The sequence below is a fragment of the Paenibacillus sp. J22FR83 genome (genome assembly GCF_059691955.1).
Genome location: NZ_JCAUAM010000001.1, coordinates 660,867 through 684,553, shown reverse-complemented (window position 1 = coordinate 684,553; position 23,687 = coordinate 660,867). Strand labels below are relative to the sequence as shown.

Genomic DNA, 23,687 nt, shown 5'->3' with positions numbered 1-23,687 from the left:
TTCTCGCCCCTTAGCTATTATCTTTACCAAACAATTTGGCATAAACAAATACCATAATTAACACAATCAGCATCGAAATAGTTCCAATAGCAGCGCCTTTACCTAAATCCAAATAAACGAATGCATGGGTGTATAAATAGGTCGGCAAGATACTGGTTGTATAACCAGGTCCACCATTGGTCAAAGCCCAGATCATTTCGAACTTCGTCCAAGAAGCGATGAGTGAAACCATACCGGTGACATACATGATTGGTTTTAACGAAGGCAGTGTGACATAAAGAAATCTCTGCCAATTGGTCGCTCCGTCAATTTCTGCTGCTTCCTTCATCTCACTGGAAATTCCCTGCAGTGCGGATAGCAGCATTAAAGTAACATAGGGGAACCCTTTCCAAGTGGAAGTAAGCAGCAATGATGGCCACACCCAAAAATCGTTCCCAAGCCAAACGATGTTGTCTTGAAGCAGATGCAGCAGCTTTAAATAGTAATTGAGCAACCCATATTGTCCGTCATAAATCCATTTCCAAATGATGCCGATCACAACAACTGGAGAAACCCATGGAACCATAACTAATCCACGCCAAAGGCCCCTGAGGCGAAGCTTCTGATTTAGGATAAGTGCAGCTGGAACGGCTATAAGAAATTGGAGCAATGTTGAACCAATAACCCAAACAAGGCTATTTCTAAGAATAAACCAGAAATGATCATCATCCATAATCAACTCTTTATAGTTGTTCAAGCCCGTAAATTGCGTGCCAGCGCCATGAAGCAGTGAGTATTTGAAGAAGCTGAGACGGATGGTGTCGAACAAAGGATAAAATTGAAACAAGGCCACATATAATACGACTGGCGCAAGCAGCAAATAGCCGAAAGCATACCGTTTGATAAGGGAACGGAGATGTTTATTTCTTAACGCAATAGAAGAAGCAGGTTGTTTGATTGGCGTGTCCATATGTGAACTACCTCCTTAATAAGAGTAAAAAAACGGGGAACAGCGACTTTAACTTCCTGTCGGTTCCCCGATGCATGCTTACAAACGTTATTTGAACTTATCTTTTATTTTATTGATCCCATCTTTGATAGCCGTATACGTTTCTTCCGTACTCGTTTTTCCCGTGAGAAGCTTCGTCATATTATCTTGCACAAGCGTCTCTATCTCGGGTTGACCTACGATGGTAGCCATGGGTACACCATTGTTGACAAGAATTTGATTAAAGTCTTGTAAAATTCGCTTGTGACCATCAATGGCTTTTGGGTAAACTTTTTCAGCCTTCTTAACGATCTCATCCAAATTTGCAGTTTTCATAGCGGTGACGTTTACTACAGCAGCTTCTGACGTATTGAACTCGGAAGAGGACCACTCTTCGATTAGCTTCCATGCAACATCTTTATTTTTGCTGCCTTTGAACATGCCAACTCCAACGCTCGATACCGGTGCTTGTGCCTTGTCCCCGGAAGGCCCTTTCGGATAAGGAATCGCTCTGGTTACCTTAATGATGTCCGGATTGATGCTGTACACATTAGCAGAAAAGTAGGTTCCTGCAGCAACCATGCCCACTTCTCCGTTGCTAAACGATCGCCACATTTCCGGATAGCCCCAAGTGAAATGTGCTTTAGGCTCATAAGCTTCTAGTTTTTTAAAGTGATCCAGTGTCTCGATATATTTTTTCTTTGATGCTTCCGATGTATCACTGAGCAGAAGCCCATTGCTATATGCGGCGGTGAAAGGAACTCTGAAAGCAAACCGTGCTACACCCATAGGATATCCAAAGCCGTACTTATCGCCTTTGGTCATGAGTTGTGCTGCTTTCTCCACGTTTTCCCATGTTTTTAATTCTTCAACTTTCATGCCGGCTTCGTTCAGCATTTGTTCATTTACCATGAGGGTAAAGGAGTTGGCAAGATTCGGAACGGAATAGATTTTATCTCCTCTGGACGCATATTCCAGTGTGCCTGGTAGAAAATCATCTTTCTTCAATGCTGCGCCTTTTTTATTCAAATAAGGAGAAATATCCTCCAACCCGTCCAACTGCACAAGGCTGGTGACGTCTTGGGTCATCGTCATATCCGGATAATCGGCGGATGATAGCATAATGGGTAATTTCTTCTCCATATCCTGCCAGGATAAAAACATGTACTCAATATTGACGTTAGGATACTTTTCTTTCATTTTTGTTTTAAATTGATCGGCTAACTCTTTTTCTGCCTCTGATGTCCCCGGATAGACGAAACGTATATCCGCTTTCACGGTTTTCCAATCGATTTCTTTCGTTGATACTGCCGGCGTTGTGTTCGATGCACTCTTTTCCTCTTTGTTAGAACTACAGCCTGTCAACGCTGCACTTGCCAGTACTACGAGGCTGATTAGGATCGTTGCAGGCTTTTTTAACTGTTTCATGTTTACCCCTCCTTGATGATTTGGATACAAATTTATCGTAAATGTTCTCGGATTTTAATACAATGTGACGATTTTAAGGATTAGTGGACTTATTCAAGTAAGTGAGGAAAGGCTATACCTTAGACGTTTGCAAAGCTTTATAATGCTAGTAATTAACATAAGTGAGGAGAAAACAGGATGCTTCAATTCAAAACATTGCAAACCAAAATGCTTGTTTCCTTCATTTTGCTCGTGCTAATTCCCGTCATTGGCCTTGGCAGCTTTTCATACTACATAGCAACTCGTTTTTTGGAAAAACAGACAATGCAGAATCAAGTGCAAATCATCGGGCTTATTGCCGACAACATTAAACATATGCTGGATGATGCCACTGACCTTTCTTCCTTTATTGTGGGGAACGAAACCATTCAATTGCTGTTAAGCCAAACTTCTCCTTCTTATATCGGAGATCCACAAAAGACAATTTTCAATTATTTATCCAATTTAAAACAAGCTAAAAAGTATATATCATTTATTGTTTTGTATGGAGAAAATGATTTTATGTTTAAGGATTTTTCGGAATTTTTCAGGCAGGTGGTACCCTATGAAGAATTTAAAGAATCACCATTATATATGGCTACGGCAGCGCGTAACGGCCAGTCTCACTTGGATTATTCGGGCTCTTCCCTGTTTATATACGCACATAATTACAATGATATCGTACTAGGCAGACGTATTTTAAGCTTGTATGATGCAGACAAAAAGTTGGGCATGTTTTTTCTTGGAATTAATCGGGATGCCATAAGAGATGCCATCCAAGACGTGCAGATCAGTCGGACGACCAATCTGCTTCTCTTCGACGACAATTATCGACTTGTTGCAAGTAAGTTGGATGATAATGAAATGAGCAAGCATTTTAAAGATAATGTGAGCGGAATTAAAAACCTGCTTCAGCCCAATCAAACCTGGATCTATGAAATTGGAAATAAAAAATATTTAGCTGCGAACACATCTATTGAGTTATATCGATGGCATATTGTGAGCCTTACTCCGATGGAAGACATCCAAAAGCAATATGGCATTGTGCTCAGCAGCACGATCATATTGTCGTTCTCTCTCCTTCTAGTTGCGATTGTGATGTCTATATTGCTTTCCAAAGGCATTACACTGCCAATTAAGCAATTGCTTCGGTCTATGAACAATTTTAAACGAGGGGACTTTAATCAAAAGGTTCCTGTGGAGTCGAAAGATGAAATCGGGCTGCTCACGCAAAAGTATAATGAAATGGTCGCCCAATTGAATGAGCTAATTCAGAAAGTTTATATCAGTCAAACGAATCAGAAAATGATTGAATTGAAAACACTTCAAGCACAGATTGAGCCACATTTCCTGTACAATACGTTGGATTACATTTTCTTTAGTTCAAAAATAAATGGAGATAACCAAACGGCTAAAGTCGTTCAATCGTTGAGTGAATTGTTTCGGCTTTCGCTGAATAAGGGTGAAGATTACTACAAAATAGAAAATGAAATGAATCAAATCAAAGCCTATATCAATATTCAACATGCACGTTTCCCTAGTCGATTCACTCCCATTTTTCATATCGATTCCACCATTGGCCATTTTATTACGTTGAAGCTTCTTCTCCAACCTATTGTGGAAAATGCCATCCTACACGCGTTCGAACCGCCAACGGATCGCCAAGGAGTTCTAATAATTCGTTCTTATGTTCAAGAAAGTGATATTGTTTGGATCGTTCAAGACAATGGTAATGGAATGAATCCGGATCAAGTGGAACAACTGTTATACATACCAGTACGAAGTAAAGGCGGTTATGGCTTGCGAAATGTGAACGAACGGTTGCAGATGATGTTTGGTCCTGAATATGCCCTGCAAATCAACAGTATTCCTGATATCGGCACCACTGTGATTGTAAGAATTCCAATCATCGAAAATGAAACACAATGGGGGAAACTATATGAAAGTCATGGTCATTGATGATGAAGCGATTGTTATCAAAGGATTGAGCATGTTAATTCCATGGGAGGAATACGGCTTCGAATGGCTTCCGCCGGCTGAAAATGGGAGGAAGGCTTTGGAGCAAATGGCATGCATAATGCCCCATTTGATTATAGTGGATTGTCAGATGCCAATCATGGGGGGCGTGGAATTGCTTACAGAAATTCGCAATCGGAAATGGTCAATGAAATCCATTATTCTCAGCGGCCACGATGAATTTGACTATGTCAGACAAGCACTTCAGCTTGGAGCTTCGGATTACCTTCTTAAGCCGCCGGACACGGAAATGATGTTAGAAGTGCTCATAAAAATAAAAAAAGAATGGGAGGAAGAAAACCAACGCAACCACCAACTACAGGAAAATATGCCTCTAATCCGTGATAGGTTTTTAAGAAGCTTACTGGAAGGAGCTCGACTTAACGAGAAGTTGTTTAGGGAGAAGACTGCCCACCTGAAGGTTCCATTGACCGTGGAGCCTTTCCGAATAGTCCTGCTGCAAATCGAGCAGGATCCCGAAACCCTCAGAATTTATAATTATGAAGATCAACAACTGATGAATTTCGCTATCCAGAATATTACTGAGGAAACGTTGCAACGATGGGAAAATAAATGCATCTTTCTGAAGAAATCCGGACAGTTTGTGATGATTATTAATATGTCATTTACGATGGAGGAACTTCGCCGTGACCTGCAGCATTTGGTGATAAATATTAAGCAAACATTAAAATACTTTGTTACCGTTGGGAGCTCAGCCCATAATGAACAATTGGTTCTCGAAGGGAAGATGGCCTATGAACAGGCTCAAATGGCCTTGGAGTATAAATATTACACTGGACCGAACGAAGTCATTTTTATTGATGACTTAGACTGGGAAATATCAAAGAGCAAGAGAAAGAACGATGGACGGGAGTCTTTAATAACTGAAGCGTCTACAACTGAAGAAATATCAACTGCTTATGAACGGCTGCGAATGGCACTTAAGATAGGCAATCTTCAGGAATTAGAGGATTGGATGCACTCATTTTTCAATGAACTGCAAGAGAAGGAGATTACAATTCCATTAACGAAAACGGAGAGTCTGCAAGCCATGATATATGGCGCCAGCGTTATTTCCGAATTGCATCCCAAGATGCAATTGGATCATCTATTGACGGCAGAGCAAATTCAATACGTTGTAGCCGCTGCTACCTTGCAGGAACTTAGTCACATCTGCAAAACGTTTCTTCGTCATTTGCTCAAGTTAACCGTTGATTTGCGAAAATCCGGCAAGAATAACGTTGTGGAAGCTGCTAAAACGATGTTAGAAACCAAATATGCAAGCAACCTTTCTTTGGATACCATTGCCAAGGAAGTTTTTGTGTCGCCAGTCTATCTAAGCTTTTTGTTTAAACAGGTCGAAGGCATAAATTTAACTGACTATGTAACCCAGGTTAGGATGGATAAAGCTAAGGAACTGCTGCTCGGCTCTAATCTCAAAACCTATGAAATCGCCAATCAAGTGGGGTACCAAGACGAAAAATATTTTAGTCGGCTTTTCAAGAAGAAGATCGGGATGACTCCTACTGAATTCCGTCAATAAGACTAGCGATATAATGCGAGTAATTGTAATAGAGAGGGGTAGTCTATGAGATTCAGCATTTCAGGAAAGGTCATGTTTGTTTACAGTTTGGTTTTCATAACGATAATTCTTTTATCTTTTTGGCTGTCTTATGCGGGTACCGTAGGACGATTGGAGCAGGATCTGAAGAACACTCATGTTGCTTTGTTGAAGCAAATTGATGATAAAATCGAGATCGTGTTCCGTCAAACAGAGAAAGATTTGCTTAATATGTCGCAGGAGTTAGAGTATGTATATTTTATGTATGACAGTTATGATGATGCAGCTCAGAAATATGCGAATTTTTTTGGATTATCAAACAAACTGAAAACGGTAGTGCACACGAATGAGCTGTTTGCTTCCATATTCCTTTATTCAGAGGTAAGCGGCGATATTCTGACTGATAAAACGTATATGAAGAGAAGTGGCTCGGAAGACAGCTGGTTGGCTGCTTATATCAAGATGAAAGGGCATTCAAAATGGCTGAGTACTCATAAAGTATGGGATGGCGAAAAAGAACAGGATGTTGTCACGCTGATTCGTTCCTATCCATCGATCAGCAGCCCTGAATATCGAAAGGGACTTGTTGCCATCAATATTAGTGAAGATGTTCTTTATCGGATGATCAAGGATGTGTATGAAGAAGACCAGGGCGGACATACCTTCATTATTGATGATCACGCAAACATAGTGACTCATGACGATGCAACGCAATTATATAAGAACTTGGCACACATTCCCTATATTCAACAGATTCTAAGCCATAACGGGAGCGGACATTTCACAGTGAAAATGGAGGGGATTGAGCAATCGATATTTTATACGGCTTCTACATATACCGGGTGGCGAGTTGTCAGCGTTATTCCCAAATCTAACGTATATCAGCCTTTGGAGTCTACACGGAGCTTAATGATTGCGTTTGCCGTCGGAATGGTTCTTTTAGCTCTAACTGTTCTTTTTTACGTAAACCGTCGGACCTTTAAGCCCTTGGATCGATTAGCCGGGAAAATGTCAGGAGCGTTCAAGCCAGTCCATCCTGAAAATGAGCCGATGAGTAGTGCAATGGGGCTGGGTTACCTAGAAACGGTATTCGACCAAATGTTTGTAGACCGTGAACAACTAGAGAAGCAGGTCCGGGACTCCAAGCCAGTATTGAAATGGAGAATCATCTTGGACATGCTATCCGGCTATAGAACGGAGTATGCATCCGTGCGCCATCACCTTGAATTTACTGGAATCCGCTTATTTTCTGAATGGTTTGTTGTGTGTACAGCCGAGATCGGTAAGGAGGGCGGCGTCAGCCCGAAGGATGAAACCTTGTATACCTATGCGTTATGCAACGTTGCGGAAGAGTTGATGAATATGGAAAATTCGGGGGTTGCTGTTGATTTAGGAGCGGGTTTCGCTGCCATCGTTTTTAGCTTTGCAGAAGGAGATATGGAACAAAATCATCTGCGTGCATTGGCCATCCTCGAGTTGGTTTTGGATGTCATGAAGAGGCAATTCGGGCTTCAGGTGACCATTGGTGTAGGAAGATGCTATCAAGATATGAAGGATATCCCCCTATCGCACGAAGAGTCGCAAAAAGCCCTGCAATACAAAATGGTCATCGGCAGTCATTCGGTCATATCTATAGAAGATTTGCTAGGGCATGAGAATCAGGACTATTACCGCATGATAAAGATGACGGATCGAATTGTAGAAGCATTAAAGCAGACAGAAAACGAGAAATTAGAGGGATATATAACGGAATTGTTTCAAGAAGCGGTAAACGGCAGCTTATCTCCCGATTTGATAAGGCAGCTCTCCTACGATTTGATTATGAAATCATTGCAGGTCGTTGCTTCGATCGGCATAAATACGGAGGAATCTCTTGAAGAGATGGGTAATCTCCACCAACGGATTCATCAATGCGACAATTGGCAGGATACGCAGCAGATCGTCAAAACAGTACTTGAAGGATTAGCGGGTAAAATTGAAGGGAAACGCAGTCAACGGGGAAGGAATAAGACAATTGACAGGTTGTTGCCTTACATTCATGAACATTATCGTGAGAGTGAATTTTCCCTCGAGTTGCTATCCGAAAAATTTCAATTAAATCCGTCATATGTAAGCAAGCTATTCAAAGAATATACGGAGAAAAACTTTATTGATTATTTGATTGAGATCCGGATCAATGCTTCTAAGGAGCTGCTTGTTGTTAAGAATCGCAAGATTAACGAGATCGCAGAATGGGTTGGGTATACAAATACACGCAGCTACCTTCGGGCTTTCAAAAAATATACGGGCATGACGCCAACCGAATATCGGGAGTGGGTGCTCGAATGTAAAGCAAATTCTGCGTCGGAGTAAGCTTAACGAAGCAAAAACCCAAGATAAAGGTACCACCCTAAAGAAATGTAACCAGGCCATATACAAAAAAGGGAACATACCTCATAACACGTCTATTTCATTCTCTTGTCACCTTTCCTACAATCAAACTGTAACCGAACGAAAGGTTTGGCAAAAAGACTTAACGAGAGGGTGAAACGATATGAAGGCTAGACTCCCGGCAACAGAATTGCGGACCGGGAAGCAAAGGGTTGAAGCGAGAACGTTTAGGCAGTCGATTTGGAGAAGAATGATGCAGGATAAACATTTGTATATGATGCTCCTGCCCGTGATCAGCTTTTATCTGCTGTTCAAATTCGCTCCAATGATCGGAGAAATCATTGCTTTTAAGAATTATAGGTTCGCAGACGGTGTATTCGGAAGCCAGTGGGTTGGATTTAAGCATTTTCAAATGATTTTTGCCAGCCCTGACTTTTGGCGGATATTACGAAACACACTCGTACTTAACTTGTATAGTCTCGTTTTTGGATTCCCAATCCCGGTTGTCCTTGCTCTTCTGCTCAATGAAGTCCGTAGGAAATGGTACAAAAGTATTGTACAGAATATGTTATACGTACCCCATTTCATGTCATGGGCAGTGCTGGGCGGAATTGTGGTTGCCGTTTTGTCACCGAGCACGGGAGTTGTAAATATGGTCTTCAAGAAAATATCCGGTGGGGAATCCATTTATTTCATGGCCGATTCTTTCTGGTGGCCGCTTATCTATACGTTATCGAGCACTTGGAGGGAAGCAGGGTGGGGAACGATTCTGTATATGGCAGCAATGGCTTCGATTGATCCGCAGCTTTATGATGCAGCGAAGATGGATGGTGCCAACAAGCTTCGTCAAATATGGCACATTACATTACCCGGTGTTCGCAGTACGATTGCCATTCTGCTTATTCTTAGAATGGGTCAAATGATGGATGTGGGATTGGAACAAACGCTCGTTCTACAAAATAATTCGGTACTTGATGTTGCGGATGTCATTAGCACCTATGTGTATAGGGTAGGTTTGCAGAATATGAGTTACAGCTATACAACCGCGATCGGACTGTTTCAATCGGCCATCGGCCTGATCCTAATCGTTGGCGTTAACCGGATGATTCGAATGACCGGGGAACGGGGGCTATGGTAAGCAATGAGTATAACGAGCAAAGGGATTCTAACTCGATTGGCAAGTATAAGTATGTACCTCATTCTCGGCTTAATCTCATTAATGACCCTGTTTCCGTTCTGGTACGAAATTGTGGCATCCTTCAGCAGCAGCAGGGCGATCAATTCCGGGGAAGTTTTCTTATGGCCGATCGAGTTTAATATAGTCGCCTATGAACGTTTGTTTGACGATGGTCAATTATTCGTAGCCATGCGCAACACGGTTATTGTCACGATAGTCGGAACGGTGCTTAATATGAGCATGACGATTCTGGCAGCCTATCCGCTTTCTAGACGGCGACTTCTTGGTCGAAACGCGCTGCTAATGATGATCACAATTACGATGTTGTTTGTCGCCGGCATTATTCCCAATTTTATCCTCATCAAAATGTTGGGGTTAATGAACTCCTATTGGGCAGTCTGGCTGCCTGGATTGATCAGTACCTACAACATGTTTGTGATGAAAACATTCATGGAAGGGCTGCCGGAAGAAATTGAAGAGTCCGCAGCGATGGATGGCGCTGGTGATTGGCGAATATTAATGCAGATTTTTATCCCGCTCTGCAAGCCTATTTTGGCTGCATTATCTTTGTTCTATGCGGTTAATTGGTGGAACAGCTACTTTAACGTGATGCTCTATATCACAAAGTCGACCAAATTGACTGTTATGGTGAAGCTGTATCAGATGGTTAACAAGGTGGACGAGAATTTATTAAACAATATTGGTGGAAATGATGCCGTGGAACAAATTTTGCTTACTCCGGAAGCGATTAAAGCAGCAGCTGTTGTTATTGCCGTGTTGCCGATTCTGTGCGTATATCCTTTTCTCCAGAAATATTTTGTCAAAGGCGTTTTGATCGGATCTGTCAAAGGTTGATATCCAGAGCAAAGTTGCTCTTGATATAAATATTATACATGTAAGGGGATGAAAGAATGAGCAAGTTGAAACAAGCGGGCAAAGCTATTCTCGCTGTAACCATGTCTTTAACAATGCTTGCCGCATGCAGTTCCAAGGATATTTCTTCGGTACAGTCTTCAGTTTCACCCGGCTCTACTACCGTTCCAAGTACGGGACCTAAGAAAGAAATCAGCGTATCGATGTTTGATCGCGGTGCAGTTCCTACGGAGGAAGGTACTTATGAAAACAACCGATGGACAAAGTGGATCAATGAGAAATCTCCTGTAAATGTTAGATGGGTTCCCGTTACCCGTAGCCAGGCGCAGCCCAAATTGAATGCCCTGATCGCTTCTGGTGAAGCACCTGATCTGATTTGGGAATATGACCGAAATTACATCAGCCAGTTGGCCAATCAAGGCGTAATTCAGCCGATCGGCGATTATATCAACAAATACAGCACGACGTATAAAGCATATCTGGAGAAACACCCGGAGCTTAAGCCTTATCTGAATGTCAACGGTCAAACGTACGCGGTCTCCTTCGCGCGAGATACGGTCGCCAATCATGGCATGTGGATTCGTCAGGACTGGCTGGATAAGCTAGGTTTAAAGACTCCGACTACGGCAGAGGAATTTCTCGATGTTGCTCGCAAATTTAGAGACGGTGATCCAGACGGCAACGGCAAAGCGGACACTGTACCGATTTCTTTAAGTGGTAGCGGTGTCGGTATTATGCGCGCTTTATTTTTCACCCAGGAAAATCAGTGGTATGTGGAAGGCGGCAAGCTGGAATACGGCAGGCTCCTTGACCGTTATGCGGATTCGCTTGCATTCCAGAAGCAGCTCTTTGACGAAGGGCTTATCGACAAAGAATATATTACAGACACTAATTTTCAACGATCAAGCCAGTTGTTGACGACCGGTAAAGCAGGCATATATTTGGGCCAATGGGGTGCAGGGAGTATGGATAACGCTTATCGCGATTTGCTGAAAAATGTGCCGGATGCGAAATTGACTCCACTTGAATCGGTCAGTACCAAGTATGGCAAGGACGGCTTGTATCAGGAAGCGCCACCGAGCGTATTTACGGTATTTAACAGCAAGATGAAGGAAGACCAGATCAAATCTGCCATTCAATTTATCGACTGGATGCTGAAGGATGGATGGGTACCTCTGAAGTATGGGGAGGAGAACGTACATTATAAAACAGTTGATGGCGTTCGGCAGACCATCAATCAGGATAAATTTGTTAAGGAAGTCAGTTATGCTGGCGAATACGCGCTCATGATCGATTCGATGATGACACCTAAATTAATCGTAGACATGGCGGCGAAAGATGAGATATCTCAGAACTATGCCAAGTTGAAGGCGAAATCGCTCGAATTGACGATGAAGAATACATACCGGAGGGATATACCATACAGCCCAGATATTCCTGAACTAACCCAGTTGATCTCTACGTTCTCACCGATCGCTGTTCAGATTGAAACGAAAGTGGTTACCGGTGGGAAGTCCATAACAGCCCAGGATGGACTGAACGACCTCCGCAAAGAATGGAAGCGTCTCGGCGGAGATAACGTAGATAAACAGGTCCAGGATTGGTATCAGAAGAACAAGAACAATTTTAAATAACAATCCGTACCGAAAATGGCAAGTACTTTTTCCGGATGTCCATCATGTCCGGGGAAAGCGCTTGGCAACTATTTAAAAATAACGATATGAGGTGAGTAAATGATAAAAAAGATGCAATTGAAAATAACGAGTATGGTTTTAGCTTTTTCAATGACAGCTGCTTTGCTCCAAGGTTTTGTTGCTCCGCTTGTTCCTTATGCAAAAGATAAAATGTCTGCTTTAGCTGAGGTATCTAATCCGGTTATCTCACAATTAAATCCCATCGAAGACACCTATGTCAGAAATGGGGGGAATGCGAATACGAACTTTGGATCCTCTACAACACTTGGTGTAAAGAGTTTTGATACAGATATCAATATAAACCGACAAGCTTTCATGAAATATGATTTAAGCTCTTTTGCAGGTGAGATCGGATCGGCCAAGTTAAAGATATATGCCATTGATACTGAGAATTCAACGATCGGTGTTCAATTGTTTGGTATGGAAGACGACGCATGGAAAGGAAACACTGTAACCTGGAATACCAAGCCGATTCCCGAACATTATATATCCAATATTAATGTCGGAAAAACAGCGAGCTGGTACGAAATCGATGTGACGGCATTTGTGAAAAAGCAAAAGGCGTTGGATCAAACGGTAAGTTTCGCGTTTTTGGAGCAAGCGGCAAAAGGCCATGCTGTGAGCATCAACAGCGTGGAGAATACGGAGAACCGTCCGTATCTGGAGATTTCCGCTGATCGAGTTAATGCAAGCGCTCCCAATTGGCCGTCTGGGGGATCCGTCAACATTTTGAATGTAAGTGCAACAGGCCTGCAATTGAACTGGTCGGCGGCCACAGACGCTGCAGGTGTGGCCAGCTATACCATTTATCAAAACGGAAATGTCATCGGGACGGTTGGCGGATCGGCTACTTCGTACACGGTGACAGGTTTGCAGGTCGGACAGAAGGTTACGTTCAAGGTAGAAGCCGGTAATGCACTGAATCAATGGAGTAACGACGGGCCCTATGTGACCGTAACGTTGCCCAACCCGAAACAGACGGTTATTCTGCCACTCGAAGACTCCTATGTCCGGGGCGGAGGGAACGCGAATGATAACTATGGAACAGCTGCGTTGTTAGGCGTGAAGAATTTTGATGCAGACGCCAATTTAAACCGGCAAACGTATATGAAATATGATTTGAATTATTTTGCCAGCGAGATCGGGTCAGCTAAATTAAAGTTCTATGCCATTGATACCGAGAATTCGACAATTGGTGTTCAAGTATTTGGTATGGAGGACGATTCATGGAAAGCAAACACGGTAACTTGGAATACGAAGCCAGCTATCGATACTTACATCGCCAATATCGATGTAGGCAAAACAGTGGGCTGGTATGAAGTCGATGTGACTGCTTTTGTGAAAAGGCAAAAGGCGTTGGATCAGACGGTCAGTTTCGCATTTATGGAGCAAGCTGCACAAGGTCATGCCGTGCAAATTAACAGCATGGAAAACACGGTGAACCGGCCGTATCTGGAACTCTCCACAGATCGAGTAAATGCAAGCGCTCCCAATTGGCCGTCCGGAGGAAGCCTCACCGTTTCGAATCCCAATGAAACGGGCTTGCAATTAAACTGGTCGGCTGCGGCTGACCCTGTAGGCGTAACTGGTTATAAAATCTATCAAAACGGAATCCTCCTGGGGACGGTTGCCGGTACTACAAGCTCTTATACGGTTACGGGGCTGCAAATCGATCAAAAGTACACGTTTAAGGTTGAGGCCGTGAACGGTTTGAATCAATGGAGCACGGATGGCCCTTTTATTACAACGATGTTGCCATCCACGAAACTGGTACAGCTTCGTCCGGGCAATGTGTTTATGGATCTTGAGGCTATCCAATTTAAGGTAATATCTACAAGACCAAGCGTAACGTGGGCAGTCTATGACTATCAAGGAGCTGCGGTTTCCGAAGGGATCAGTCCGGTTGTTCAGGGCGAGGCCATTTTGACGGTTCCTTTTACAACGTTTGGTTATTTCATTCTACAAATTAAGGTCCAATCGAACATCAGCGATCCCGTTTCCATCAAAACTCCATTTGCCGTGCTTTCTCCCTTAGATCAATCGGAGCATGAGAATTCTCCGTTCGGGATGGCTACCCATCTGCACCGTATCCCGCCAGCAGATGCGGCTAATATGATAGACATGATGAAATATGCCGGTATCGATATGGTTCGGGACGGCAGAGAATGGAACAGTATTGAAAGGCAAAAGGGTTCATACACCTTTTCACCTTCTCCCGATGATTACATGGCGAAGTTGAATGATGATCATTTTAATTTCACGTTTGTTTCCGGATTCAACAACCCGTTTTACGATAACAATAGCACCCCCTATACCGATGAGGGCCGTGAAGGATTCGCCAATTATGTGAAAGCATATGCCGATCGTTACGAAGGTCAGTTGGATGCCGTCGAGGTTTTCAACGAATTCAACGGAAGCTTTGGGGACAGAGGAAACGGTCCGGCCGATTCGAAACCGGAAAACTATTTTCCATTGCTGAAAAAAACGTATGAAACAGTCAAGGCTGCGCATCCTGACATGCCTGTCGTGGGCATGGTCATGGCTATCGACTTGAATTGGATGGAAAAAGTATTCCAGCTTGGGGGCATGCAATATTTGGATGTGATTTCCGTTCATCCTTATGTATATCCGGGTGAGCCGGAGCGTTTGGAAAGTCAAATAAAAGGCTTACAGGACTTGATTCGGACCTACAATAATGGGCAGTTGAAACCAATCTGGATCTCCGAGACAGGCTGGCCGACGCAACTGGACAGTCGCGGAGTGGATGAGCAGAAGCAGGCGGACTACCTGATTCGTGGTTACGTCGTTTCAATCGCGAACGGCATTGATAAAATCATGTGGTACGATTTTATGAACGATGGTGTTCAGCTCAATTATAACGAAGATAATTTCGGCATCATCCGTAATCCGAATGATAAACTGGGCGCTTACACGCCTAAGCCTGCCTACGCGGCTTATGCGACCATGACAAGAGCACTTGGCGGCGCACAGTTCGTAAGTAAAGATTCGACGGATACTGACATCCGAAGTTACGTTTTTGAAAAGAACGGTGAACAAATAAGAGCTTTGTGGTCCGTAGGTTCGTCGGTCCCGGCTGTTATTCATACCACCAATTCGATCCAAATAACGGATATTATGGGAAATACAGAAACCTACGTCCCTTATAATGGGAACGTGTATGTGACATTAAACGATGAGCCGTTTTTTATAAAAGGGCATATTTCCGGAGTCGAAAAGGATTCCACGTTCTCCCTGCATGGAGATCCCGCTCGGGTCGGTGATCCGATCAACTTAACATTGGAAACCGATAATCAAACATCTGCACCGTATTCATTTAACTTGAAGGTTGAAGGCGAATCATATCCGGTATTTGCCGAGGGTGGTCATAAGGTTACCCAAATGCTGACCGTCTCGAACTTGAATGAACCCGGAATCCGATTGGTTAAGGGTTACTTGATGAAAGGAAATGACAAGATCGGCTTGATCAGGAGTGCGGTTTCAGCTCTTCAATCCTATGAAGTCAAGGTTCGTCCCATTTTTGCCGACGTAGACACGATGACCAAATCTCTTCAAATTCAGATTAGCAACCATTCTGCCACTAAAGGATTGAAAGTAAAAAAAGTCGAATGGAAGTTCGGTACGCAATCGGGAACGAAGGATTTGCATGCGGTGGTTCAGTCCAGTTCCGCAGATGTATTTGATATTCCGCTTACCGGTTACGGTGTAGGGGTAACCAATGCGCTTAAAGTCACGGTCTACTTTGATGAATTCGATCCGTTCACTTATGAAGGAACGGCTGAATTCAACCCCATTATGCAAGGGACGGTAAACGTTGGCGGAGGGCTCGATCCAGAAACGGCAGCCGCTTCCTCCACAATCGACCTGTCCAAGGGTACGGTCAAGATGACAGGTTATCAAGGCGCAAGTGATTTGAGCGGGAAATTTTGGCTTAACTTCGATTCGAATCGTCTGTATATCACAGCCAGGGTCAAGGATAACACCATGACTGCACCCTTTACCGGAGCGGATATTTATAAAAATGACAGCTTTCAATTCGCAATTTCGAACGGACTCCCGGGAGAGAGTCTCAGTTGGTATGAATACGGGATTTCCCAAACACCAAACGGTCCGCAAATTTATCGCTGGATAACACCTCCGGGAGTAAGTAAAGGGTTGGTGACAAATGGCGATCTTGACGTGACGAGAGATGAAATTCAGCACGAAACGATTTACGAGTTGGCGCTTCCTTGGTCGGAATTAACGCCGATTAAAGCTGAAAGGAACGGGGTCATCAGCTTCTCTTTATTGGTTAATGACAATGATGGTAATGGTAGGAAAGGTTGGATCGAATGGGGGGGCGGGATCGGCGACGGCAAATTGTCCAATAAATTTCGTTCCATGCAGTGGGTCGTAACAGATAATACCCCGCCAACTACTTTTGCTGCGCTTGTTGGAACGAAGCATAATGATTGGTATGTATCTGATGTCAAAGTTAACCTGAGCGCCACGGATGATCGATCCGGTGTGACAGAGTCCGTGTATAGTTTGAATGGCGGTGCTACATGGCAGCCATACACGCGGGAACTTAACTTTGCTGAGGATGGAGCACACACGTTGTTATATCGCTCAACCGATGGTGTAGGAAATGTAGAGCAAGCCAAGTCGGTTACATTCAAGGTTGATCAGACTTCCCCGGTCGTGCAGATTTCCGGCGTTGGCACGTTTACTGTCGATCAGAATGTTAAGATAACATGTTCGGCCTCGGATAGCGTATCGGGCATTGTTTACAGCAATTGTAACGGGCTGCTGGTTGATAGTCCTGCCTATAAGCTGGGGGTGGGCACACATCAGGTATCGGCCACTGCTGAGGATGCGGCAGGCCACATTACAACCGAAACATCCAACTACACGATTCAAGTGACAAAGGATAGCCTAAAGATATTAACTGAGCGCTTCGTAACCGGAGCAGGATCGAATGGAGTGATCAATTCGCTTGTCAAAAAGTTGGAACATTCGCAGTTTGGCGCTTATGTGAACGAGATATCGGCACAAAAAGGAAAACGTATTCCGAACGAGTTGGCAGATATCCTAATTGAACTTGCCTACGCGCTAGAATGATGGCCTGCCCCGGTTAGGAAGCAATTCTGCCCGGGGCTTTCCTTATACATGGCGATCCAAACTTTATTTCCAAATTGAATGGAGGGATTTTATATGTTTCTGAGGAAGATGGGGATTTTCTTGATGATTTGTCTTGTAGGCATCATCGGTTTACCGCTTAACCAAGCCAACGCCATCGATTCCGACTATTTTGGGGTGAATGACCCCTTGCAACGCTACACGACCGATTACACAACGGAAATCAATCAAATCGCCGATTCCCAAATTCAGTGGATCCGGATTTCCCCGGAATGGGGCAGGATTGAAACAGCCAAAGGCGTATATGACACGGCCTACTTGAATCATTTGGATAATATGGTCAATCAATTGACTACAAAGGGCGTCCATATTGTCTGGATCTTATGTTATACCGCACCTTGGGCTTCCTCCATGCCAGGGCTTCCTTCACCGGATATAGCCAGATATAAACCGGCCAATTGGGCGGATTGGGAAAGCTATGTGAATTTTATTACCACGAGGTATCAAGGGAAGATCAACTATTGGGAGGTTTGGAACGAGCAGGATTCGTTAGGATTCTGGAAGAGCAGTATCGACGATTACAACATCCTTCTGCAGAAAGCTTATAACGGTGTCAAAGCGACAGACTCATCCAATACCGTATTAATGGGGGGATTGGCTCTATCAAGTTATGGTCTCGGAACATGGTTCGATACGTTGATGAGCAAGGGGGCAGGTAACTATTTTGACATTATTAATTACCATGCATACGGTTCATCACCGCTTCTGGTCAGCAAATATAACGGGATGATGGACATCGTAAATAAGTACAGTGCGACCTTGGGAAGCAAGCCCGTCTGGATAACGGAAACCGGTTATTCTTCGATGGGAACTAATGAATACCAAAAAGCTGATTACGTGGATCAAGTGTACGTGATGAATAAACGATGGCCTAATGTCGCCAAAGTATTTTGGTACAATTATAGAGACACAGACACGAGCAATGTTAAAGAGGACAATTTCGGTCTGGTCGCTAAAAATTTATCACCGTTTAAGGCTTTGTACCATTTCCAAGCGTTGAACGGTGCCGAAAGCTTCTTCGGCTCGCAAGTGGAAAGTGCGCTCACGTTATTTATGAACACGTCTCCGGCAGACAGCGGAGTAACGAGCTATGGATCTTATATCCAGATTTCCCCCAGTAAATACGCCTATTTTCGGTTGAACGATCAATGGCTCTATGACACGAACGAGGGGCTCGATACTACGGCAGCGATAGAAGTAACATATCTGGACAGCGGGTCCGGTTCATGGCAGCTTCAATATGATGGTCAAGGGGGAGCCTATACAACAATGGCTAAAGTATATATAGGCAATACAGGCCAATGGAAAACCCAAACGTATACCCTCAACGACATTAAATTGGCCAATAGGCAAAATAGTTTTTCCGATTTTCGTATTTATGCGGATAACAATGGGATAAAATCCTTTAGCAGGGTAAAGGTGAAGAAACAAAGCAACCACGCGAAAGTCATATTGAAAAATGTCAACAACTACACGTTGATGGAACTATTTCAATCGAGCGATCCAACCAAAGAATCATATACGACGGTGGAGACAATCGGCGGTGTGGAGGCGCGCAAAATATCGGGCGACAACAAATATTTCTATTTTCAGGTATCCGACGGATTCGCTCGAACAGGAGATACACAGTTGACGATCAAGATTTCGTATTATGATTCCGGAACCGACAACATATTGATTCAGTACAATGCGCTAACCGCTGTGTACAAACCATTGCAAATTGTTAAAACAGGAACCAATACGTGGAAGGAAGCTGCGTTTACGTTATCTGACGCGAATTTTAGAAACTTGCAGAATAATGCCAGCGATTTTCGGATCGGCAATTATTATGACGGAAGTGTTGAGTACATTCGGTCGGTGGAAGTAATAAAGTAATTTAGCGCTCTCGCCCTTGCTGCTCCCGGTAATCGCGCGGCGACATTCCCTTCGTGCGATGAAAGCAGCGGGAGAACGTGGGATAGGAAGAGAAACCGGATTCGTAGGCGATCTGTGAGATCGGCACATCCGAGGAAATGAGCAGACTGCAAGCGTGTCGGATCCTAAGCTCATGAAGGAAATCGATGAAATGGATGCCGAATTCGCTTCCGAACTGCGTGCTGAGTTGTGTCGGATGTATATGAAACTGCTCGGACAATGATGTCAGCGATAACGGTTCAAGATAATGGTCGTAAACGTACTGGACAATAGGCCAGATGCTCTTGGAATTTTTTTGGTGTTGCTTTTCAATTCGATTTCCGTCTGGCTTGTCGCTGCCCCGAACGAACAGTGCCAATGCTTCGAGAAGCAAGGCTCGCAGCATGATCGGCTTCCAGGCTTTCGACGATTCGTATTCCCGGTACAACCGTTCCCATAGCAGCAGCCCTTCTTCGAAATCGTGGCCCTCCAATCGGATATGCGTTGATCGGGTATTGTCGTTGCCAATTAGAAGCTCGTACACGCCCCAGGCTGATTCCGGGCCCGCAGTAAGCAGTTTCATATCGAAGTTACAAATATACATCTGCAACGTCTCGCCCGGGGTGGCATCATATTCGTGAATTTGGTAAGGCAGCAGAAGAACGACTGTGCCGGGCTGTAAGCTATGCTCGGTACCGTTGATGCGTTCCTTGCCTGTCCCTTCAAGCACGAATGATAATTCTATAAAGTCGTGGCGATGGGACGGGACCGAGGTGTACTTCTTTTTTTTCATATAAAAAGGAAAGTCTGTTTCGACTTTCGGGTATTCGAACAAGTACTGCGGGTACATGGCATCCTTGCCTCCCTTCCGTTCTAACTTCATTATAATTGAGTCGGTTTCATAAAGAAATGAGAACTTTAATAAAAAAATGAGAAACGCGTCGCCGTGGCTGGCGCTACAATACAATCATTACGATTCACAACAAGCGCTATGGCGCCAAGGGAGGAAGAATGAGTATGACCATTAACAATGAAACTATAATCAATGAAAAACGATCTGCCTTTCGCGGTATTTTTACGGCGCTGCTGACACCGATGCATGAGGATGGCGCAATCGATTTTGAATCTTTGGCAAATCTAGTGGAGCATCAAATTGGTCAGGGCATTCATGGATTTTATGTGGGGGGAAGCACTGGAGAAGGATTTATTTTGACTAGCGGTGAGCGGGAACAAATATTGGAGACGGTGGTTAGGACTGCTGCTGGGCGGGTTACAATTATTGCGCACGTCGGCTGCATCAGTACGCTAGAATCAATCAGACTTGCTAAGCATGCGGAAGAGCAAGGCGTCGACGCAGTATCGGCTGTCGTTCCGTTCTACTACAAGGTGACGATGAAAGAAATCCGCGAGCATTACGAGGCCATTATGGCTGCGGTCCCGCTGCCGATGATCGTCTACCATTTTCCCGGAGCGACAGGGGTCAGCCTTTCCATGGACTTCTACGAGCAAATGAGCCGCAATCCGCAATGCATCGGAGTGAAATTCACGTCGCTGAATTTGTTTGAGATGCAGCAGATTCGGGCAAGATGCGGCAGTGAGTTCCTGATTTTCAATGGACATGACGAGATCTACTCGGGAGGCGCTTATGCAGGGGCGGACGGTGCTATCGGTAGTACGTTCAACATGATGCCCAGCTTGTTCGCACAGATGTATAAGCTGATTGCGGCAGAAGAGCGGCCTCATATGCCAACGCTGCAGGCAATGCAATCCGAGGCCAACGAGGTGATCGCGCATATGATTCAATTCGATGTCATCCCCTATGAGAAATATATGCTTTACTTGCAGGGAGTTATCTCATCGTGGGCCGTCCGCCAGCCGCTTAAACGGTTTACAGTGAAAGAATGTGAACAAATCAGAGTATTCTACGTAGAAAGTAACGTGCTGTGTCGTCACCGGAGCAATTCGAGGATCGGACATTAGGAGGAGTTTGCGATGATTATCGATACGATCCGACATAGGCAGGATCACCAATTTCAATACGGTGAGGCCGTATGTCGTGCACTCGAATACGTCATAAATTTGAACACGGCCGATATGCGTTCTACGGTTGAATTTGAAGGGAAGAACATGTACGTTATGAAGCAGAAGCCGATGACAAAGCTGTTTGAGGAACAGCTTGCCGAGGCACATGCCTGTTATGCCGACATCCATCTCGTGTTGGAAGGGGAAGAGTGGCAAGGCTTCGCCTCTACATCCGATCTGAACCAAGCGGTTGAAGACAAACTGGAGCAGAGCGACTACATCCTGTTCGAACATGTTGAGAACGAAGGACATATCCGGCTTTTACCAGGCGACTTCACCGTCTATTGGCCGGGAGAAATTCACCGCCCGAATTGTCATCCGGCAGGGAGCGTGCATCTGGTCAAGCTTGTTGTTAAGATTCACCGCGATTTGCTTTAAAGCTGGCGACATTCTAAATCTTGGAGGTGATCACCGCAAGAATTTACAAGAATTGAAATTATCATATAGCAATGAAAGTTTAAATGCTTCCGCCTTGCTAAAGGTGACCCATCTTGGTTTTGATGAGACTTAAATACGCAAGAATCAGCCCGATAGGCCATTCTGAGCTATCGGGTTATTTATTTTTACGTTGCTTCGTGTACACAACCTCAAAAAATTCGACAATACAGGCGAAGATTTGGAGGATTTGATCTCTATTGGGTCGATTGGTTTGATCAAAGCAATCGAATCATTCTCTCCAAACAAAGGGACGAAACTGGCGACTTTTGCGACGCGTTGTATTGAGAACGAGATTCTGATGCATCTTCGTTTTTTGAAGAAAACGCGGAAAGACGTGTCATTGCATGATCCCATCGGAACGGATAAAGAGGGGAACGAGATTACTTTGATTGACATCCTCGGCAGTGAGGCGGACGATGTGGTGGATGCGGTGCAGTTAAAGATTGAGAAGTCGAAGATATATCGCAATCTGGAGATTTTGGACGAACGTGAGAAGGAAGTCGTAGTCGGAAGGTTTGGGTTGGAGCTTGGTGGTGAGGAGCGGACGCAGAGGGAGATCGCGAAGGAGCTGGGGATTTCGCGTTCGTACGTGTCGCGGATTGAGAAGCGGGCTTTAATGAAGCTTTATCATGAGTTTTATAAGGCGAAGCGGTAAGACGGTCGCGTCATGACCACCATTTTAACACGTTTTGAATAAGTCGCATTCTTCATTGCTAGGGATCTTGGGATCGCAAAATGGAGGCGAAGGATATGAGCTTTAATTTGCTTCCCCGATTGAGTGCTTATGAGAATGTGGAATTGCCGTTGATTTATCGGGGGATGAAGCGGAAAGAACGAGAGCCACTTGTATTAAAAGCTCTGGAAGCCGTGGATTTGGTGGATTGCAGGAAGCATCTGCCTTCGGAATTATCTGGCGGGCAGCAACAGCGCGTTGCGATTGCCAGGACGCTCGCGGGAGATCCGGCGATCATTTTGGCTGATGAGCCTACGGGAGCGTTAGATTCAAAAACGGGGATAGAGATTATGGATATTTTCACGAGGCTGAATGATCAGGAGCGAACGATCATATTGATCACACATGGTCATCAGATTGCGCAGCAGGCGAAGCGGGTTTTAAGGTTTCGGGATGGGCGGTTGTTGGAGAGTGTTTAGGATAAGATGGTGAAGACTGGGACTCCAAGTGATATATGTGGGGTTCTATTTTTTATGTTGGAAAAACTGGTGTTATTCTTTCACTATTCGGTGAGAGAGGACTCATATACTGGTGAGAAGGAAATGATGACTTCGTTCGAACAAGAAATCTTCATTTGTGACAGTCGGCTTAGAAATACCTAGATGAATTAGAGAGTGGGTTGATAACCAGCTTAGTATAAGGTCAAAATTGGAAATATGGGTTCTAGTGCAAGGAGTTAAATTGTTCGCAGTAACCCTGCCATGGGCGGTTGTAGAAAAATAGTTAGTATGTGTAAGACCGGAACTCCAGAGAAAATAGAGATTCTGGTCTATTTTATTTTCAAAATCTAAACTGACCTATAGGCGGGCCAGCGCTTTTTTGTATTTGCCGGGACTGCTGCCGTACATCGATTTAAAAAATCGGATGAACGGATATGTATGATATGATCATAGCCGATCTGATTCGCGATTTCCCCCATCGTCAAATCCGTCTCCATGTAATCGAACACCGGTTGAAAAAGTTGGAGATTCAGCATATCCATAAGGAGTTTCTGCAAGCCGCTCAGCTTGTTAAGACGGGTGATTCGATTTTTCTGGATGGGGGTTCAACAACACTGCAGGTAGCCAGATATTTGAAGCCAGAAATGAATATTACCGTTGTTACAAATGCCCTGAATATTGCCGCGGAGCTTCAAGGAAAGCAAATATCCACGATTGTAGTTGGAGATGGATCACACAAAGTATGGCATGAGGGATTTGGGGATTTGTTTCGTTCGCATCATTGAATACTGTAGATAAGCC

16 protein-coding genes are annotated in these 23,687 nt (G+C 44.2%); 13 read left to right on the top strand and 3 right to left on the bottom strand.

The features are described from left to right. Positions 1 to 10 precede the first annotated feature (10 nt). Both AC58PV_RS02270 and AC58PV_RS02265 read right to left on the bottom strand, forming a co-directional pair. Positions 11 to 949 carry a carbohydrate ABC transporter permease gene (locus AC58PV_RS02270; protein ID WP_497430669.1) on the bottom strand — a complete coding sequence of 313 codons (939 nt, stop codon included), beginning with the start codon at positions 947 to 949 and terminating at the stop codon, positions 11 to 13. Between the two features lie 87 nt (positions 950 to 1,036). Beyond that, entirely contained in the window at positions 1,037 to 2,395 is a 1,359-nt protein-coding gene (locus AC58PV_RS02265) for an ABC transporter substrate-binding protein (protein WP_497430668.1), read from the bottom strand. 177 nt (positions 2,396 to 2,572) lie between these two features. On the opposite strand from AC58PV_RS02265, the gene AC58PV_RS02260 reads away from it, so the two are divergent. The 8 genes from AC58PV_RS02260 (at position 2,573) to AC58PV_RS02225 (ending at position 19,175) form a co-directional block, all read left to right on the top strand. Beyond that, positions 2,573 to 4,372: a sensor histidine kinase gene (locus AC58PV_RS02260; protein WP_497430667.1), complete on the top strand. Its 1,800-nt coding sequence runs from the start codon at positions 2,573 to 2,575 to the stop codon at positions 4,370 to 4,372. Continuing rightward, on the top strand, positions 4,353 to 5,972 hold the full coding sequence (locus AC58PV_RS02255) for a response regulator (protein ID WP_497430666.1): 1,620 nt from the start codon (positions 4,353 to 4,355) through the stop codon (positions 5,970 to 5,972). Before AC58PV_RS02260 ends, AC58PV_RS02255 begins: the two co-directional genes overlap by 20 nt. A 45-nt stretch (positions 5,973 to 6,017) precedes the next feature. Beyond that, entirely contained in the window at positions 6,018 to 8,342 is a 2,325-nt protein-coding gene (locus AC58PV_RS02250) for a helix-turn-helix domain-containing protein (protein WP_497430665.1), read from the top strand. A gap of 181 nt (positions 8,343 to 8,523) precedes the next feature. Continuing rightward, on the top strand, positions 8,524 to 9,498 hold the full coding sequence (locus tag AC58PV_RS02245; protein ID WP_497430664.1) for an ABC transporter permease: 975 nt from the start codon (positions 8,524 to 8,526) through the stop codon (positions 9,496 to 9,498). A 3-nt stretch (positions 9,499 to 9,501) separates the two neighbouring features. Next, complete coding sequence (locus AC58PV_RS02240) at positions 9,502 to 10,392, top strand: carbohydrate ABC transporter permease (RefSeq protein ID WP_497430663.1); 891 nt, start codon at positions 9,502 to 9,504, stop codon at positions 10,390 to 10,392. 56 nt (positions 10,393 to 10,448) lie between these two features. Continuing rightward, positions 10,449 to 12,044 (top strand): extracellular solute-binding protein, encoded by a 1,596-nt coding sequence (locus AC58PV_RS02235; RefSeq protein ID WP_497430662.1) that lies wholly within the window; start codon positions 10,449 to 10,451, stop codon positions 12,042 to 12,044. A 99-nt stretch (positions 12,045 to 12,143) separates the two neighbouring features. After that, positions 12,144 to 17,222: a CBM96 family carbohydrate-binding protein gene (locus AC58PV_RS02230; RefSeq protein ID WP_497430661.1), complete on the top strand. Its 5,079-nt coding sequence runs from the start codon at positions 12,144 to 12,146 to the stop codon at positions 17,220 to 17,222. Between the two features lie 93 nt (positions 17,223 to 17,315). Beyond that, the gene (locus AC58PV_RS02225) at positions 17,316 to 19,175 is read left to right on the top strand and encodes a hypothetical protein (protein WP_497430660.1); all 1,860 of its coding nucleotides are present in this window, start codon (positions 17,316 to 17,318) and stop codon (positions 19,173 to 19,175) included. A 1-nt stretch (position 19,176) separates the two neighbouring features. Here the strand turns inward: AC58PV_RS02225 and AC58PV_RS02220 are convergent, their stop codons facing one another. Next, a complete protein-coding gene (locus AC58PV_RS02220) occupies positions 19,177 to 20,043 on the bottom strand; it encodes an AraC family transcriptional regulator (protein ID WP_497430659.1) in 867 nt (288 codons plus the stop codon). Positions 20,044 to 20,210: 167 nt separating this feature from the next. Between AC58PV_RS02220 and AC58PV_RS02215 the strand changes: the two genes are divergently transcribed. The 5 genes from AC58PV_RS02215 to AC58PV_RS02195 all read left to right on the top strand — a co-directional run bounded on the left by AC58PV_RS02215 (position 20,211) and on the right by AC58PV_RS02195 (position 23,671). Beyond that, on the top strand, positions 20,211 to 21,173 hold the full coding sequence (locus AC58PV_RS02215) for an N-acetylneuraminate lyase (protein ID WP_497430658.1): 963 nt from the start codon (positions 20,211 to 20,213) through the stop codon (positions 21,171 to 21,173). Between the two features lie 12 nt (positions 21,174 to 21,185). Then, positions 21,186 to 21,653: a NanQ anomerase/TabA/YiaL family protein gene (locus AC58PV_RS02210; RefSeq protein WP_238170022.1), complete on the top strand. Its 468-nt coding sequence runs from the start codon at positions 21,186 to 21,188 to the stop codon at positions 21,651 to 21,653. Between the two features lie 169 nt (positions 21,654 to 21,822). Then, positions 21,823 to 22,368, top strand: coding sequence for an RNA polymerase sporulation sigma factor SigK (gene sigK / locus AC58PV_RS02205; RefSeq protein WP_497430933.1), 546 nt, complete (start codon positions 21,823 to 21,825; stop codon positions 22,366 to 22,368). A gap of 95 nt (positions 22,369 to 22,463) precedes the next feature. Continuing rightward, on the top strand, positions 22,464 to 22,865 hold the full coding sequence (locus AC58PV_RS02200; RefSeq protein ID WP_497430657.1) for an ABC transporter ATP-binding protein: 402 nt from the start codon (positions 22,464 to 22,466) through the stop codon (positions 22,863 to 22,865). A gap of 455 nt (positions 22,866 to 23,320) precedes the next feature. Beyond that, positions 23,321 to 23,671, top strand: a complete 351-nt coding sequence (locus tag AC58PV_RS02195) for a hypothetical protein (RefSeq protein WP_497430656.1) — start codon at positions 23,321 to 23,323, stop codon at positions 23,669 to 23,671. Positions 23,672 to 23,687: the final 16 nt, after the last annotated feature.

What these genes read in the sequence shown, in the direction of transcription:
- AC58PV_RS02270 (WP_497430669.1), bottom strand. Translation starts at nt 949, where the DNA reads ATGGACACGCCAATCAAACAACCTGCTTCTTCTATTGCGTTAAGAAAT.
- AC58PV_RS02265 (WP_497430668.1), bottom strand. Translation starts at nt 2,395, where the DNA reads ATGAAACAGTTAAAAAAGCCTGCAACGATCCTAATCAGCCTCGTAGTA.
- AC58PV_RS02260 (WP_497430667.1), top strand. Translation starts at nt 2,573, where the DNA reads ATGCTTCAATTCAAAACATTGCAAACCAAAATGCTTGTTTCCTTCATT.
- AC58PV_RS02255 (WP_497430666.1), top strand. Translation starts at nt 4,353, where the DNA reads ATGAAAGTCATGGTCATTGATGATGAAGCGATTGTTATCAAAGGATTG.
- AC58PV_RS02250 (WP_497430665.1), top strand. Translation starts at nt 6,018, where the DNA reads ATGAGATTCAGCATTTCAGGAAAGGTCATGTTTGTTTACAGTTTGGTT.
- AC58PV_RS02245 (WP_497430664.1), top strand. Translation starts at nt 8,524, where the DNA reads ATGAAGGCTAGACTCCCGGCAACAGAATTGCGGACCGGGAAGCAAAGG.
- AC58PV_RS02240 (WP_497430663.1), top strand. Translation starts at nt 9,502, where the DNA reads ATGAGTATAACGAGCAAAGGGATTCTAACTCGATTGGCAAGTATAAGT.
- AC58PV_RS02235 (WP_497430662.1), top strand. Translation starts at nt 10,449, where the DNA reads ATGAGCAAGTTGAAACAAGCGGGCAAAGCTATTCTCGCTGTAACCATG.
- AC58PV_RS02230 (WP_497430661.1), top strand. Translation starts at nt 12,144, where the DNA reads ATGATAAAAAAGATGCAATTGAAAATAACGAGTATGGTTTTAGCTTTT.
- AC58PV_RS02225 (WP_497430660.1), top strand. Translation starts at nt 17,316, where the DNA reads ATGTTTCTGAGGAAGATGGGGATTTTCTTGATGATTTGTCTTGTAGGC.
- AC58PV_RS02220 (WP_497430659.1), bottom strand. Translation starts at nt 20,043, where the DNA reads ATGTACCCGCAGTACTTGTTCGAATACCCGAAAGTCGAAACAGACTTT.
- AC58PV_RS02215 (WP_497430658.1), top strand. Translation starts at nt 20,211, where the DNA reads ATGACCATTAACAATGAAACTATAATCAATGAAAAACGATCTGCCTTT.
- AC58PV_RS02210 (WP_238170022.1), top strand. Translation starts at nt 21,186, where the DNA reads ATGATTATCGATACGATCCGACATAGGCAGGATCACCAATTTCAATAC.
- AC58PV_RS02200 (WP_497430657.1), top strand. Translation starts at nt 22,464, where the DNA reads ATGAGCTTTAATTTGCTTCCCCGATTGAGTGCTTATGAGAATGTGGAA.
- AC58PV_RS02195 (WP_497430656.1), top strand. Translation starts at nt 23,321, where the DNA reads ATGTATGATATGATCATAGCCGATCTGATTCGCGATTTCCCCCATCGT.